Annotated in this window: 14 protein-coding genes; 7 read left to right on the top strand and 7 right to left on the bottom strand. The window is 60.7% G+C overall.

Features of this window, described 5'->3' with window-relative positions; all coding sequences use genetic code 11:
• Nucleotides 1–6 precede the first annotated feature (6 nt).
• The 3 genes from GSQ80_RS11765 to GSQ80_RS11775 are packed head-to-tail and all read left to right on the top strand — an operon-like array spanning nucleotide 7 to nucleotide 2,633.
• A complete protein-coding gene (locus GSQ80_RS11765; RefSeq protein WP_158787818.1) occupies nucleotides 7–1,233 on the top strand; it encodes a S9 family peptidase in 1,227 nt (408 codons plus the stop codon).
• Between the two features lies 1 nt (nucleotide 1,234).
• The gene (locus GSQ80_RS11770; protein ID WP_158787819.1) at nucleotides 1,235–1,585 is read left to right on the top strand and encodes a hypothetical protein; all 351 of its coding nucleotides are present in this window, start codon (nucleotides 1,235–1,237) and stop codon (nucleotides 1,583–1,585) included.
• A 34-nt stretch (nucleotides 1,586–1,619) separates the two neighbouring features.
• A complete protein-coding gene (locus tag GSQ80_RS11775; protein ID WP_158787820.1) occupies nucleotides 1,620–2,633 on the top strand; it encodes a threonine/serine dehydratase in 1,014 nt (337 codons plus the stop codon).
• Here GSQ80_RS11775 and GSQ80_RS11780 read toward each other — a convergent pair.
• Entirely contained in the window at nucleotides 2,619–3,593 is a 975-nt protein-coding gene (locus GSQ80_RS11780) for an amidohydrolase family protein (RefSeq protein WP_158787821.1), read from the bottom strand. The genes GSQ80_RS11775 and GSQ80_RS11780 overlap by 15 nt on opposite strands.
• 65 nt (nucleotides 3,594–3,658) lie before the next feature.
• On the opposite strand from GSQ80_RS11780, the gene GSQ80_RS11785 reads away from it, so the two are divergent.
• Entirely contained in the window at nucleotides 3,659–4,573 is a 915-nt protein-coding gene (locus GSQ80_RS11785) for an undecaprenyl-diphosphate phosphatase (protein WP_158787822.1), read from the top strand.
• Here GSQ80_RS11785 and GSQ80_RS11790 read toward each other — a convergent pair.
• Nucleotides 4,570–4,971 carry a DoxX family protein gene (locus GSQ80_RS11790; RefSeq protein ID WP_158787823.1) on the bottom strand — a complete coding sequence of 134 codons (402 nt, stop codon included), beginning with the start codon at nucleotides 4,969–4,971 and terminating at the stop codon, nucleotides 4,570–4,572. The two genes, GSQ80_RS11785 and GSQ80_RS11790, sit on opposite strands and share 4 nt — an antisense overlap.
• 42 nt (nucleotides 4,972–5,013) lie before the next feature.
• A complete protein-coding gene (locus GSQ80_RS11795; RefSeq protein ID WP_158787824.1) occupies nucleotides 5,014–5,490 on the bottom strand; it encodes a PA2169 family four-helix-bundle protein in 477 nt (158 codons plus the stop codon).
• Between the two features lie 401 nt (nucleotides 5,491–5,891).
• Here GSQ80_RS11795 and GSQ80_RS11800 point away from each other — a divergent pair, with 401 nt between their 5' ends.
• A complete protein-coding gene (locus GSQ80_RS11800) occupies nucleotides 5,892–8,606 on the top strand; it encodes a DNA translocase FtsK (RefSeq protein ID WP_158787825.1) in 2,715 nt (904 codons plus the stop codon).
• Between the two features lie 8 nt (nucleotides 8,607–8,614).
• Here GSQ80_RS11800 and GSQ80_RS11805 read toward each other — a convergent pair whose 3' ends face one another.
• Both GSQ80_RS11805 and GSQ80_RS11810 read right to left on the bottom strand, forming a co-directional pair.
• Nucleotides 8,615–9,394 (bottom strand): hypothetical protein, encoded by a 780-nt coding sequence (locus tag GSQ80_RS11805; protein WP_158787826.1) that lies wholly within the window; start codon nucleotides 9,392–9,394, stop codon nucleotides 8,615–8,617.
• A gap of 1 nt (nucleotide 9,395) precedes the next feature.
• The gene (locus GSQ80_RS11810; RefSeq protein WP_158787827.1) at nucleotides 9,396–10,739 is read right to left on the bottom strand and encodes a hypothetical protein; all 1,344 of its coding nucleotides are present in this window, start codon (nucleotides 10,737–10,739) and stop codon (nucleotides 9,396–9,398) included.
• Nucleotides 10,740–10,897: 158 nt separating this feature from the next.
• Here GSQ80_RS11810 and GSQ80_RS11815 point away from each other — a divergent pair, with 158 nt between their 5' ends.
• A complete protein-coding gene (locus tag GSQ80_RS11815; RefSeq protein ID WP_158787828.1) occupies nucleotides 10,898–11,893 on the top strand; it encodes a YpdA family putative bacillithiol disulfide reductase in 996 nt (331 codons plus the stop codon).
• 21 nt (nucleotides 11,894–11,914) lie between these two features.
• Here the strand turns inward: GSQ80_RS11815 and GSQ80_RS11820 are convergent, their stop codons facing one another.
• Complete coding sequence (locus tag GSQ80_RS11820) at nucleotides 11,915–12,766, bottom strand: ABC transporter permease (RefSeq protein ID WP_158787829.1); 852 nt, start codon at nucleotides 12,764–12,766, stop codon at nucleotides 11,915–11,917.
• Nucleotides 12,767–12,787: 21 nt separating this feature from the next.
• Nucleotides 12,788–13,738: an ATP-binding cassette domain-containing protein gene (locus GSQ80_RS11825; protein ID WP_158787830.1), complete on the bottom strand. Its 951-nt coding sequence runs from the start codon at nucleotides 13,736–13,738 to the stop codon at nucleotides 12,788–12,790.
• A 297-nt stretch (nucleotides 13,739–14,035) separates the two neighbouring features.
• Between GSQ80_RS11825 and GSQ80_RS11830 the strand changes: the two genes are divergently transcribed.
• Nucleotides 14,036–15,652, top strand: a complete 1,617-nt coding sequence (locus GSQ80_RS11830) for an OmpA family protein (RefSeq protein ID WP_158787831.1) — start codon at nucleotides 14,036–14,038, stop codon at nucleotides 15,650–15,652.
• Nucleotides 15,653–15,683 lie beyond the last annotated feature (31 nt).

Genomic DNA, 15,683 nt, shown 5'->3' on the forward strand with positions numbered 1-15,683 from the left:
TCGACTATGGCTGAGCAACAACGACGTAACCGATTCCCTTCCCTTGCGGGACTGCTGCGCTTGCGGCGAGAGACGATCGCGGCGAATCCGCGACGGTATGTGAAGATGCTGCTGGTTTGCCTGGTTGTGCTGCTGGTGGTGGATGCGGTGGCGGGATGGCCGTTCCTGGTGGCTCGATTGCAGGCAGTGGCGGTGCTGGATAAGGTGGGGGGACAGTCGGTGCCTGCGTTGGTGCGCTGGCTGGCGGTTGAGCCGGTGAAGGCTACGGAGTTGACGCTGACGCTGCCGAGCGGGGTTGAACGGGCGCGGATGTATACGCCGGTGAACCATCCGGATGCTCCGGGGATGGTGGTCGTGCATGGGGTGCACTATTTGGGGATGGACGAGCCGCGGTTGGAGGCGTTTGCCTCGGCGATGGCGGGGTGCGGCTTGCGGGTGCTGACGCCGGAACTTCCGGATATCAAGGACTACCATATCGGGGCGAGCTCGATTGCGAGCATTGGCGACACGGCTGCGTGGATGGCGCATGAGAGTGGCGACAAGCCGGTGGGGGTGATGGGGCTGAGCTTTTCGGGGAGTTTGTCGCTGCTGGCGGCGGCTGCGCCGCAGTACAGGCGGGACATAAAGTTTGTGGTGGCTGTGGGGTCGGAAGGTGAGATGTTGCGGGTGGCAAACTATTACCTGACGGGAAAAGCGCTGCGTCCTAGCGGCGATGCGGAGGTTCTTGCGCCGCATGAGTACGGCGCGTTGGTGCTGGAGTATGAGAGCCTGCAGGATTTTGTGCCGGCGCCGGATCGGGATGCGGTGAGGCTGGTGTTACGAGATCATTTGTACGAGGATTTTGCGGCGGAGCGCGCGGCGCTGGCCAAGCTGACGCCGGGGCAGTTGGCGGAGGCGAAGCAGTTGATGGATACGACGTCGGCTGCTACGCGAAAGATGATCGAGGAGAGTGACGAGCGGCATTTGGCCGAGATGGCGAGTGTTAGTCCGGATGGACAGCTGGCGCAGCTGGAGACGCCAGTGTTCCTGCTGCATGGCGAGGGCGACAATATTATTCCGTCGGCTGAGACGCAGTGGCTGGAGAAGGATGTTCCAAAGGAGATGATGCAGGCATCGCTGATCTCGCCGGTGATTTCGCACCTGGATCTGGATGGGAAGGGGCCGGGATTTGCGGACCAGTGGCGGCTGGTGCATTTTTTCGCGCAGGTGCTGCATGCTGCGGAGGCGCGCTGACATGGTTTATCTGCCTTCCGTCATCGTCGGGTTATCGTTTCTTGCGGTCATCATAGTCATTTTGGCGCGGGGTGGTTCGTCGCTTTCGAGCTGGTTGTTCGCGATCGAAGTGATCGTGTTATTCGAGTGTTTTGGAAATTGTTTTGTTCCGGGCTCATGGAAGCAATTTTGGGAAATAGAGATTCCTGCGATGCTGATCGCGGGTGGGCTGGCGGTCGCATCTTCCATTCTGAGTTGTCGCAGGGAGCGCGTCGAGCGAGGGGCCGGTTTTGCCGCCGTCGCGGCGACGCCACAGATGCTTTCGTTCTACGGTGTCATGGCGATTGTGGCGATTATTGTCGCATCTCACTAATAAATCGTCGCCACTCTACAATCGTTAAGACGCCATGGCACTTATAACTCGAACCGACATTCAAACCGCCCAAGTCCGTATTGCCTCCATTGCCGTTCGTACGCCGCTGGTGCGGCTTAGCCGCGCGAGGTTGCGCATGGCGCGGTTTCGGGAGCTGGCGGAGAGGATGCCCGAAATCTACTTGAAGGACGAGTCGGCACAACCGATTGGGAGCTTCAAGTTGCGGGGTGCGTATAACAAGATTGCGCAGCTCTCGGCGGAGGAGTTGAAGCGTGGGGTGATTACGTACTCGTCAGGTAATCATGCGCAGGGTGTGGCGTATGCGGCGCGGGCGCTGGGAGCGAAGGCGGTGATTGTGATGCCGTCGAATGCTCCTGAGATTAAGCGCGAGGCGACGATCGCGCTGGGCGGGGAGATTGTGCTGGTGGGGACGGCTAGCAGTGAGCGTCGGGAGAAGGCTGAGGAGTTGGCGGCGCTGCATGGTTACACGGTCGTGCCGCCTTATGATGATGCGGCGATTATTGCGGGGCAGGCTACTTGCGGGGTTGAGATTTTAGAGCAGCTGCCGGGCGTGGAGCTGGTGCTGTCGCCGGTGTCGGGTGGAGGGTTGCTGTCGGGTGTGGCTACGGGAATTAAGCTGACGGCTGAAGCCGCGAGGATTGCTGCGCCGCAGGTGTGGGGATGCGAGCCGGAACTTGCGGCCGATGCTGCTGAGTCTTTCCGGACGAAGACGCTGGTAGAGTGGCCGGCGGAGAAGACGACGCGATCACTGTGCGATGGGTTGAGGACGCAGTCGCTGGGGACGTTGAACTTCGAACATATTCTTCGCTTCGTGGATGGGATTGTCACGATCAGCGAGGAGGAGATTCGCACAGCGGCGAAGGTGATTCTGGCCGCGACCAGGATTGTGGCTGAGCCTTCGGGCGCGGTGACGCTGGCGGCTGTGCTGTTTCATGCGGAGGAGCTGCCGAAGGTACGGAAGGTGGTTGCGATTGTGTCGGGCGGCAATTTGGAGCCGGCGCTGCGGACAGAGCTAGAGGCGGAGTAGGCGTTTGGCGTTGCCGTGGGTGAGGGCTTCCATTTCAGCGGTGGAGAGCGCGGGCTCGGACTGCAGGGTTGCGAGGAAGTCGCGGCCGCGGGTGTTGGGGCTGAAGGGATAGTCGACCGAATACATGAGGTGATCGAGGCCTAGGACCTGGCGTGCGCAGTCGAAGGGTGGGCGCGTGAAGTAGCCGCTGGTGGTGATGTGAACTTGCGCGAGGATGGTTTCGGTTACGCTGCGCTTGAGGTTTTTGGCGGCGGCGGAGAGGATGCCGTTGGAACGTGCGAGTGCGTAGGGGACCCCTTCGCCCATATGGCCGACGATGACCTGGAGGTTGGGCAGGCGGTCGAAGACTCCGGAGACGATGAGGCGCAAGAGATGGAGGCCGAGTTCGGCGTGCCAGCCCCAGCCTGCGATGGAGAGAAGCATGCCGGTGTCGCCGGGAAGATCGGAGTAGTACGCGGATTGGACGACCGCGGGCGGAGGGGCGGGATCGAGATAGAGTGGGACGTTGAGGGCTTCAGCGGCTTCGAGGAGCGGGAAGAACTCGGGGGCGTCCAGGAATTTGCCCTCGGTGGTGCCGTTGACGTAGAGGCCTTTGAAGCCGAGGTCGCGGATGCAGCGCTCCAATTCTTTTACGGCGGCGGCGGGTTCTTTGAGGGCTGGGGTAGCGAAGGCCGCGAATCGATCGAGGTGCGCCTGGACGGCGGCGGCGAGTTCATCGTTGACGTCGTGGAAGACGGCAGTCTGATTGGCGGGCGCGAGATCGTCGATGCCCATGGCGGCGAGGGAGAGGACCTGGAGAGTGATGCCGCCGTCGTCCATGGCGGCGATCCGAGCGTCGCCGAGATCGAGGAGCTTGTCGCGAATGGCGCGCATGGGCTCGGGGACGGAGTGGCCGTAGGCTCCGGTGGCCTTGAGGAAGTCGGCTGTGACGAAGTGTTCTTCGAGTGCGATCGTCTTCATGATGATTCAGATGCCGGGGTTTGATTGCAGATTCAAGCGCGAGGCTGGCGGGGTAGAATCGAGGCATGCCTTCTTTGGTTAAAATATTGATTTTGGCTGTTGTCCAGGGCCTTGCGGAACTGTTGCCGGTATCGAGCTCGGCGCATGTAGTGGTCGCGGAAAAACTAATGGGACTCGATCCTTCGTCGCCGCAGATGACGCTGGTGCTGGTGATGCTGCATACCGGGACGATGTTCGCGGTGATCTTCTATTTCTGGTCGCAGTGGAAGCAGGCGTACTTCACAACCGCGCACGCGATGAAGCGTTTTTTGGTTCGGGCGGCTTGGGCGACGGTGCTGACGGGAGTGGTGGGGTATCCGATCATCGCTATTATTGAGCGGACCGCGTTCAAAGGACATTCGAAGGGCGAGATTGAGATGCTGTTCTCGCGACTGGATTTGATTGCGCCTGCGTTGTTGGCGGCGGGTGTGCTGATTCTGATCGCGGGGCTGCGGGAGCGGGGCGAAGCAAAGAGTGCGACGGCTCGGCCAGAGTATGAGCGCTCGATTGTGCTGAGCGGCGATAACGTGACGTTTGCGCAGGCTGGGTGGATGGGAGCGATCCAGGGACTGTGCCTTCCCTTCCGCGGGTTCTCTCGGTCGGGCGCCACGATTTCAACGGGCTTGCTGGCCGGGGCTAACCGGCAGCGGGCAGAGCGCTTCAGCTTTGCGCTGGCCGTGATCCTTACGCCGCTAGCAATTGCACGTGAGGCCGAGCGGTTGCTGAAAGCGAAGCATGTGGCTGATCTTGCGGGACAGTCGCTCGACCTGCATGGGAGCGTGGTGGCGGCGCTGCTGGGGATGGTGTTGTCGTTCTTTGCGGGACTGGCGGCGCTGCGTTGGCTTAGCTCGTGGCTGGAGCATGGGCGCTGGTACATGTTTGGGGTTTATTGTTTGGTGGCAGGGTGCGTGGTGTTTTATCTGTACCACCTCGGCTACTAAGCGGCCGAGGGTTCGGTGGGGCTCTCCAGGCGGAGAGGTGTGGCTTCGGGTTTGGTGTATTGCCACGCCCACCAGAGCAGAGGTAGCTGGAGTGGGAGACGGAGCCACAGAGCCCAGACCGGGATATTGGGGTAGCGGTCTGCGTGTTGAACCATCCAGAGATTTGCGGGGAAGACGGCGATGAGGAGAAGAATGATTCCCCATGCGGCGGTGCGGCGCGTCTGTGGTACCAAGAGGCCTACGCCGCCGGCTAGCTCTGCTGCACCGCTGAGGAGAACAATCTCACGGTGGGCAGGAAGATAGTCTGGCATGATGTGCACGTAGGCGCGAGTCACGATGAAGTGACTCGCGCCTGCTGCAATGTAGAGTACGGCCATGATTGCGCGTCCGAGCCGCATGATGTTACTCCGTGTGCTGGCGCAGAAACGGTTGCGAGGCCGTTACTTGGTTACTGACGCGTCGCGGCTGGTTTTTACGAAGTCGTGCGAGGCGAGTACCTGCTCCTGCTGCTCCGCGAGGAGTTCGCGGATGGGCAGAGGAAGGTCGTGATCAAGAGCTTTTGCGTAAGCCTTCTTGGCTTCGTCCTCACCCTGTTCAGCGGTCTCGAGGAGGCCGTGGTCGCCGCCACCGAGCTTTGCCTTGAGGTCGCCCCAGGTGCGGTGAACGGCTCCAGCGACGGTGCCACCTTCCTTGACGTCGGCCATGCCGGCGCGGTGGAGCTCGTTCTCGAGTTCGGCGCGGAAGTTGGCGCGCTTAAGGCTCTCGGCGAGAAAGAAGCGCTTGAGGGAGATGTCCTTGAGGTGGTCGCCGATATCGGCAAAGCCTTTTTGGCTATCCTCGAGGGTCTTGATGAGGTCGAGGAGAACAGTCTCCATCTCTTTGTTCTTAGTCGATCCGTCCACGGTATTGGTTGACATAGATTCCTTCCTGGCCGAAGCCATGGGGGTTGCGCGGGTGGGGTCCGCCGATTGAGTGCGATTCTCCTTCATCGGCGGCAAGCGGGAGAAATCGCGAAAATCCTGCTCCCCCACCGCTGCGCGTCTGAGGTCCAAGTTCGCCGCAATGCTCACTCACCCCCCGACCTTTTACTAGATGCAGGAAGGGGCTGGCTGCGTTGACTGGGGGCGAAAAATCGGCTGGAGAGTGAATTTTGGGCTGGGGACGTGAGGGTCACCAGTCTGGTTCCACTTCGTGAGGCTGCGCACCGCACAGCGCGCTATGGAACAATAAATTTGCTCTGGTTGTTCGGTTATTCGCAGCAAAGCGCCCGCGCGGTACGGCCCGCAGGCGATTGGCTCGACCGCGCCCACAACCCCTTATGAAGCCCCAGAGACTCATTTACTCGCCAACCCGGAGCCGTCGTCTGAACGAGATGCTCGGGTTGATTGTGCTGGTTGCTGCCGGCTTGCTTCTGCTCGCCTTGGTCAGCTATACGCCGTCCGATCCATCGTTTAACACGGTAGGCGGAGGTGCGGGCGGGCGGCTGGCGCACAACTGGACGGGGCTGGTGGGGGCGTATGTGGCTGACCTGCTGCTTCAGACGGTGGGGATCGCGATCTTCTTTGTTCCACTGGCGATGGTGAGGATTGGCGTTTCGTGGATGCGGTCGCAGCGCGTCGGGTCGACGAAGACGAAGCTTGCGGGGATTGCGCTTTGGCTGATCTTTGCGCCTGCGCTGATCTCCATGATGCCGGGAGAGATGCTGTGGCGGCATGCGCTGCCGATCGCTGGCATTGAAGGCACGATTCTGGCTGGCGGGCTGATCCACTTTGTGAATTATCCGGGCGCGATGATCATTTGCAGCCTGATGGTGGCGCTATCGCTATATCTGACGACGTCGTTTCTGCTGGCGAATGCAGGCGCGTGGTTCACGGCGCACTTCGGATTTTTGCAGAGCTTGAGTGATCGGTATGCCGCGTGGAAGAGCAAGCGGCGTGGTGCGGAAGACGAAGAGTTTGACGAGGCTTTTGCTTCCAAGCGCGAGATCGCGGCGGCGATGGCGCGGCGGCAGGAGGCGAACGAAGGCGAAGAGGCGGCTCGGAGTGGAACGTTGCTGTCGAGCTTCTTCGGTTGGTTTGGGCGTCGCAAGCGGAGGCAGGCAGGAGAAGATGAGGCTGGCCTTGGTCACGCGCCTGGAATGAGTGGGGAGCCAGCGTCGGTATGGCAGACGATGCCGCGGACGTTGGTGGACGCAGCGCCAATGACGGGACTACACGTGGCGGCGGCGGCAGCAGCACCCTATGCAGCGCAACTGGCGGCTGCGGCGGCTCCACTGCGGAACGCGCCGACGGAGGTGCTGCCGTTCGCGGAGGCAGAGGCCATGTCTGCGAATGCGCAGGAAGATGATGGCTGGCTGGATGCGCCGGAGCGCAGGACACCGGCGCCGATTTTGTCGATGCCGAAGGCTTCGCATGTGCCGATGCCGGAACCGCCGCCCGCGCGGGTTCCAAAGCCGGTGGAGTTGCCGCCGATGCCTTCGCCGATGCAGGACATTGCGGCGCAGAATATTGCGTTTGGTAAGCGCGCGGATGCGGATATGCAGGCCGTGGCAATTGTGCCGAAGTCGGTGCGCGGATACAAGCTGCCGCCGAGCTCGCTGCTGTTCAAGTCGGAAGAGCATGCGCAGGTGCGGGAGAACGAGCTGCGTGAAGAGGCTCGGGTGCTGGTGGAGAAGTGCGGCGAGTTTGGCGTGGATGGAAGCGTTGAGCAGATCAACCCGGGGCCGGTGGTGACGACGTTCGAATTTCGTCCGGATGCGGGCGTGAAGTACTCGCGCGTTACCGGGCTGGCGGATGACCTTTGTTTGGCGATGGCGGCGGAGTCGATTTTGATTGAGCGCATGCCGGGCAAGTCTACTGTTGGCATACAGGTTCCAAACCATGAGCGCGAGACGATCTGGCTGCGCGATGTGGTGGAGTGCGAGAACTTTGCGCAGAGCAAGAGCAAGCTGGCGATCGCGCTGGGTAAAGACATTAGCGGACGGATTGTGATTGGGGATCTGGCGAGCATGCCGCATGTGCTGATCGCGGGATCAACGGGTTCGGGTAAGTCGGTCGCGATCAACGCGATGATTATGAGCGTGTTGTTCAAGTCGACGCCGGAGCAGGTGCGCATGATCCTGGTGGATCCGAAGCGGGTTGAACTTGGGATGTACGAGGGGATTCCGCACCTGTTTACGCCGATCATTACGGAGGCGAAGCTGGCGGCCAATGCGCTGAGAAATGCCGTGCGGGAGATGGAGCGCCGACTGAAGTTGCTGGCCGCGAATCACGTGCGCAATATCGACCAGTTCAACAAGCTGTTTGAGAATGGCAGCGAGTATTTGTTTGAGGATGTGAACCAGGAACCGTTGCCGTACATCATGATCATCATCGATGAGTTGGCGGATTTGATGATGCTGGATCGAGCTAACGTGGAAGAGGCGATTACGCGACTGGCGCAGATGGCGCGGGCTGTCGGCATTCATTTGGTGCTGGCGACGCAGCGGCCGTCGGTGGACGTGATTACGGGACTGATCAAGGCGAACGTGCCGACGCGTATGAGCTTCCGGCTGGCGACGAAGGTGGATTCGCGAACGATCATTGACTCCAATGGCGCGGAGAGTTTGCTGGGTCGCGGCGACATGTTGTTTTTGCCACCGGGGACTTCGCGGCTGCAACGCGTGCATGCGCCGTTTGTTACGGAGAAAGAGATTGCCGCGGTGACGGCTTTCTGGAAGGCACAGGGCGAGGCGGAATACGTGCATGGGTTCCTGGAGGGGCCGAAGGACGAGAAGAGCGGCGACGGTGGCAGCGCGGAGGATAGCTCAGAAGATGACGCGCTGTTCGATGACGCGGTGCGGCTGGTGTTTGAGTTTGGGAAGGCGTCGACTTCCCTGCTGCAACGGCGGCTGCGGATCGGCTATGGACGCGCGGCGCATCTGATCGACATGATGGAGCGCGATGGATTGGTGGGGCCGGCTGACGGATCGAAGCCGCGCGAGATTTTGAAGTCGCCGAGCTACTTCTCGGAAGTAGACGCGACGCTGCGGTAGGAGTGCGGTTAGTGTGACGCGGGGGTGGGGCGATTGCGCAGCCAGCGGATGAGGTCGGCGCGGACGTTCTTGTAGCTGGGCTCGCCCTTGGGGTAGAGCTTGATGGTGCCGTGGGATTTTCCGGTGTAGAAGTTCAGGGCGAAGTCCTTGATGACGGGGACGGTGCCGGGATCGACGCCGATGAGGACGTTGGTGTTGGGCTTGAGTGCAGAGCGCGCAGCGTCTGCTGATTCAAGGGAGACGTACTCACGGACGCGGCCATCGGGGCCGAAGTATTCGAAGTTGTAGCGCGTGAGCGAGCGGCCGACGGGCTCGTAGTATTCGCGCACGATCCAGTGTTCGCCGTGGACGTCGAAGGCGTCGATGACATCGCTCTCGCGGGTACTGATGCCGGGGGCGCCGCGCTGGCGGGCACCACGCAGGACGGCGCGTTCGCGGTCGAACTCGTCCCAGCGGCCGAGGGCGGCTTCGACGATGACGAGGTTTTTGTGGGCGAGCCAGAACTCCGGTTGGGCGGCAACAACGGCGCGGTATTGCAGTTCCGCGGCTTCGTATTCGTGCAGGCCGAGTTTGGCGTCGCCGATGCCTTCTTCGGCGTCGATGCTGCCGGGATGGGCTTTCAGGTACGCGGCGAAGAGATCTTCCGCTTGCTGATAGTGCTTGTCCTCTAGGGCTTTGCGCGCCGGGAGAAGCTCAGAGGGGATGGGCCGCTGCGCTGCGCACGCTGCGATGAGCGCGTAGAGGATGAGGGCTGCGGTCGTTGGCTTGGGACGTTGGTTAGGTTTCAAGTTACCTGCGCCTTCCCTGCCGCATGGCTTGTCGGCTCACGAATGATCCGAGGACTGCGATCGCGGCCAGAAGGGCGATCCAGAAGAGGTTTGGGTTGCGCTGGTCGTACGTGCTGGCAACGTGACGTTCAATGTAGCCGGTGTTGAGCTGCTCCGATCCTAGGGTTGCGATGAGCGGCTTGGCTGGCAAGGTTGTGAGGTCCCCCAGGTCATAGACGGTTGCGCGAAGGTCATTGTCACCATAGCGGAGGGTGTAGGTGGCGTTGGGGACAGCGTCGAAGCAGAGGGTGCGTTGACGCATCTGCAATTGGACGGCGCGGATGGGGAGCGGCGGCTGGTCTGCGTTATTGACCGCTATGTGGATAGCGGCGGAATCGTGCAGGTTGGAGGCGATGACGGCGGGGAATGAGAGCCTTGCGTCACTGATCGCGGGGGTGGCGGTGTTCGCGTTGGCGGGACGTGTGACGCGCCAGATCTGACCGGCGATAGCCTCTTGCGGCTGGTCGGGCTGATGGGTGTCCGCGTCGGCGGTGATGGCGACGTTTCGCAGGAAGTCGGATTTGTAGGTGGGATCGAGGATGAACTGTACACGCTCGACGGGAAGGTGGGCCGGTATGTTGAGCTCGGCGACGGAAGATGCATTCTGCTGGGTGACGGTGTTGTAGGCGGAAGCGACGGCGGTGTAGAGGGTTTGGGCTTCGCGGCTGGCAGGGACGGTTGCGCCCTGGATGATGGAGGGATCGGGATGCGGGAAGGGCTTGCCATCCGGGGTTCGGAGATGAAGGAGGATGTGCAGATGAGGGAGGGTGGATTCCTGGAGGGCGAGTGAAGTGGAGCGGGCGAGATGGCGGTCCGCGAGGTCGAAGAGGGTGAAGACGCCTAGAGGTTTGCTGGAGGCGTTGTCGAAAGCGGAACCTGAGATTTCAGCGGTGGCGATGAAGTTGTGCGCGGCAAGGTCGAGGTCGACTTCTGTGTAGGGGCGCGGAGGCATGTCGAGGTCGAAGGAAAGGACACCGTTGTGCAGAGCGAGGTTGCGGACGGTGGCAGTCTGGGCGTCGGTGGGCTGGGCTTCGCTGTAGCTGACGACGAAGGGGATTTCCTGCGGCTTGGTGTGGCCAAGGACTTGGAAGACGCGAAGATCGTCGGCTGAGGGGCTGGCTGCGTGGGCGTAGACGCTGGCGTCGAGTATGGCGCAGGCTACGCCTGAGGCGTTGTGCGGGAGGGTGAGGGTGCGGACGTAGCGAAGGTGTTGCGTATCGGCGAGCGGCGCGGGCGCGTTGCTGACGGAGGGGAAGGTGCCGGCCTGGAGGAGGAGCGCGGCCAGGAGGGGGATGGAGGACTTCAAGCGGTAGCCTCGCTGCTATGGCCGATTGCGGATCGCTGTGGACGAGACTGCTTCCCCATGGCCTAACTTTACCCTTTCAACGCAAAACGGGGGAGTGATTTTGTTGGCGGGTGGATCTGCATCGTGGGGGATGGCTGGGGCATCCGTACAATCGGGGTATGAGCGAAGTGTCAGAGCATGATGTTCTTGTGATTGGGGCGGGGCCTACAGGGCTCGCGTGTGCCATTGCGGCGCAGCGTGCTGGGTTGAGCGTGGTGCTGGTGGATAAGGGCTGCCTTACGAATTCGTTGTTTCATTATCCCGCGCATATGACGTTCTTCACGACGCCGGAGTTACTTGAGATTGGCGATATGCCGTTCTCTTCGCCGAACCAGAAGCCGACGCGATCGGAGGCGCTGGAGTACTACCGGAAGGTCGCCGAATATTACAAGCTGGACGTTCGACAGTACGAAACGGTGGAGCGGGTGACGGGCTCGGATGGAGATTTCAGCGTGCATGCAACGGATAAGTTTGGCCGCAAGGTGTTGCACAAGGCTCGCAAACTGATTGTGTCGACTGGCTATTATGACTTGCCAAATTACCTGGATATTCCGGGCGAGGATCTGCCGAAGGTGATGCATTACTATCATGAGCCACACCCTTATTTCGGGCAGGACGTGGTGGTGATTGGCGGCAAGAACTCGGCTGCGATTGCGGCGCTGGATCTGTGGCGACATGGAGCCAAGGTGACACTGGTGCATCGCGGTGCGGAGCTGCATCGGCACATTAAGTATTGGATCAAGCCGGACATTGAAAACCGGATCAAGGATGGAGACGTGGTCGCGCATTTTCAGACGGTGGTGAGCGAGATTACCGAGGATGCGGTGACACTGCTGACTCCGGGTGGGCCGAAGGTGATTCCGAACCAGTTTGTGTTTGCGCTGACGGGATACCATCCGGACTTCCACTTTATCGAGGGCCTTGGCGTGAAGTTGGATGATGCGAATGCTCGGTGCCCGGTGTGCGATCCGGTGACGCTGGAATCGAATGTGCCGGGAATTTATCTGGCGGGCGTGGTGGTGGCGGGGGAGCGGACGAATGAGATTTTTATCGAGAACGGTCGCTTCCATGGCGACTTGATCGCGAAGGACCTGGCTACGAAGATGCGGCAATAAGTTTGGGCGGTGAGTATCCAGTTAGCTCAGGACGCGATTGGCGAAGCCGCGCAGACCCATCAGGGTTAGCAGGACGAAGAAGAAGAGCAACATGGCGAGGATGGTGGCGTCTGGCATGTGGCCGACGGTGGGAGTGAGGGCGGCACGCAGGCCTTCGGTGATATACACGATGGGATTGATGAGTACGCCATTCTGCAGCCACTTGATGGGGCTAAGCGCTGCCCAGGGATAGTAGACGCAGCCAAGAAAGGTGATGGGCATGATGACCACACCGAAGATGAGGCCGATCTGCTTGGGCTGTACGAAGGTGCCGATGGTGAGACCTAGCGCTCCGGCGAGCAGGCTGGCGAGAACGAGCACTGCAATGAAAAACCACCAGCTGGAGACGTGCACGAGGACGGGTGTGCTGGGGATGTAGTAGGCCAGGGGGAAGACCACGGCAGCGGCGAAGATGCTTTGGATAGCGGAGAACACGATCTTCTCGATCGCGACCGCGCCGATGGGCAGGGGGCACATGACGCGGTCGTCGATTTCGCGGGTGACGCCGAATTCCTGGGCGAGCGGAAGGGCGACGGCGGCTATGCCGGAGAACATGATGGCGACGGCCATGAGGCCCGGGAGAAGAACGGTGCCAAATCCGCCACCACCGGCGGCTGCCATGCCGGCGGTGGGGCTTAAGGTTGAGCCGCCGGTCATGTGCGGCATGACGAAGGTGAAGACGAAAAGAAAGAGCAGCGGATTCATGGCGATGCGAATGAGGAAGGGGACGATCTCGCGCGTGAGCACGCGGAAGTCGCGCTGCATCAAACCAAGGAAAGCGCGCGTGTAGACCACGATTTTCGTGTCGTTGCTGTTCACCACCGCTTCACTCATGGTCGATTCCTGTTCTGCATGCTATTCGCGAAGATCTCTGCCGGTAAGGCGGATGAAGACGGTTTCAAGGCTGGGCTCGATGGTGGTGACGTCACGCAAGCCGTACTCATTGGCGGTGGTGACTACCTTGGCGAGGAGGCCATCCTGCACGCGAGCGAGGACGCGGAGGCCACCCTCGATGACTTCAACGCGGGTGACGCCTTCGATGGTTGCGAGCTCTTTCTCGAGCAAGCCGCTATCCCGGACGCCGCGCATGCGGAGGTCGTAGATGATGTCTCCGCCGACGCTGGCCTTGAGAGCGGCGGGGCTGTCTTCGATGAGAATTTTTCCGTGGTCGATGATGGCGACGCGATCACAGATTGCGTCGGCCTCCTCCATGTAATGGGTGGTGAGGACGACGGTGATTCCTTCTCCGCGCAGAGCCTGGACGGCGTCCCACATGGCGATGCGGCTCTGTGGATCGAGGCCGGCACTGGGCTCATCGAGGAAGAGGACCTTGGGATGATGGGCGATGGCGCGCGCGATCTGAAGGCGCTGCGCGAGGCCGCCGCTGAGTGCTTGCGGATAGGCTGCGGCGCGATCGCTGAGGCGAAACTGCTCGAGTAGCTGCGCGGTTCGCTGAGCGGCAACTTGCTTCGCCATCCCGAAGTATCGGCAATGAAAGTAGATATTTTCGAAGGCCGTGCAGGAGCGATCGAGGGTGTTGTACTGCGGGACGACGCCGATGACGCAGCGCGCAAGAGCAGGGTGCGCTACCACGTCGATGCCTGCGATTTTGACTGAACCAGCAGTTGGAATTGCGCGGGTTGTGGCGATGGAGATGGTGGTGGTCTTGCCGGCGCCGTTGGGGCCGAGCAAGCCGTAGATCAATCCAGAGGGCACATGGAGGTCGATGCCGTCGACCGCCGTCACAGGATTCTTGCCGGCGTAGACCTTGCGCAGACCTAAGATTTCGACAATCGATTCACTCACGCGTGGGCTCTCTCAACAGCTAGATTATAGGGACGATTGGCGGCGAGTAGGGCTCCCGCCACAGTATATTTGGCGGTAAACGACGACGGACACAGCCACTGTGACGAACTTCCCGTAGGATGAGGCGGTGAGGGTGGAAGCCGGGTCCATGTAATTCCAGCGCACAGAATAGGTTGCCTCTTATGAAGATTTATCTGGGGACACCTTTTGCGCGTGGCCGGTCATCCTACTTTTTAAGCAACCACTAGATGCCGTGCCCGTACGTCGACGGCGAGAGTTTCTAAGGAGAACGATACGATGTCAGGCACGTGGACGAAGAAGATGGCAATGGCAGTACCGGCGGTGGCTTTATTGGTCGGCAGTTTCGGATTCGTTGCAGCGGCGCAGGAGCCAAATCCGACTACGGTGGCTCCGGGAGCAAAGACCGGAGAGGTTATTGCGCAAGGGCCGAACGGCGTTTACGTCTACCACGTGAAGGTTGTGGAGCGGCAGCTGGATGCGGTGAATTACTTTAACCGCAGCGGGTCAACTCATGTGGGTTTCAAAGGCACCAATCTGTTGCCCGGCGCGAAGGGTGATGCCAAGGTGAATTCGGTGACGGGCAAGACCGAGATTTCGGTGCATTTTGAGGGTCTCTCGCCGGCCAACGGATTTGGCGCGGAGTATCTGACCTATGTTCTATGGGCGATCTCTGCAGATGGGCGTCCGCAGAATTTGGGCGAACTTGAACTGGCGGGCGATAAGGCTAGCCTCAATGTGACCTCTTCGTTCCAGGCGTTTGGCCTGATTGTTACCGCTGAGCCGTACTACGCGGTCTCGCAGCCAAGCGATGTAGTGGTGTTGGAGAATGTATTTACGGACAAGACGAACGGCGTACTGCAGCAGGTAAATATCCACTACCATCTGTTGCCTAAGGGACTTTACGCTCCTACGTCCGGATCGAAGACGGTGGAATTCCCTATTACAGACCGGGAACATACGCCGCTGGCTCTTTACGAGGCCTATAACGCGCAACGCATTGCAAAGGCTGCGGGCGCCGATCAGTATGCTCCAGACATCATGAAGGAGGTGGCGACCGACCTTCTGAATGCCCAGAACATCCAGTCGAGCAAGCATCGCGACGTGAAGATGGAGTTCACGTATGCGAGGTCTGCTACGCAGCGCGCCGAAGATGCGCGCATCCTGACGCTGCGCAAACAAGAACAGCAACGTCAGCAAGAGGCGCAGGATGCGAAGCTAGCGGCGCAGCAGCAGGCGCAGCAGGCGGAACTGCAGGCGAGCAAGGACAAAGCTGCTGCTGCGGCATCGGCGACTGCGGCGGCGCAGGCGGATGCGGCGAGGGCGCAGGCGGACGCGGCGAAGGCAAGAGCGGATGCCGAAGCGGCTACTGCCCGTGCACAGGCCACCCAGGCCCAGGATCAGGTTGAGGCCGCGAAACGAGAGGCAGCCGCGACTCGTGAGAAGCTGCGTGCGCAATTGAACGCGGTGCTGCAGACCACGGAGACTGCACGCGGCCTGGTGATCAATTTGGGCGATGTGCTGTTCGACACTGGCCGGTACACCTTGAAGCCAAATGCGCAGATTGCGTTGGCGAAGGTGTCGACGATACTGGAGCTTTATCCTGATCTGAAGGTCCAGGTCGAGGGCTATACGGACTCGGTCGGCAGCGATAGTTACAACCAGAAGCTGAGCGAGAATCGCGCGAACGCTGTGCACGATTTTCTGATTCAGAACGGTGTACCGGCGGGGAACGTTACGTCGGTCGGTTATGGAAAAGCTGATCCGGTTGCGTCGAACGATACAGCGGATGGACGTCGGCAGAATCGGCGCGTGAACATGGTTGTTTCGGGTGCGGCGATTGGTGTGCAGACTACGCAGCCTACCATCACGCAGCCACCGACGACGAATCCTTAGTAGCTTGTTGACCAAACCGGAAGCAGATGAA

It is taken from the genome of Granulicella sp. L46 (assembly GCF_009765785.1).
Lineage (GTDB): Bacteria > Acidobacteriota > Terriglobia > Terriglobales > Acidobacteriaceae > Granulicella.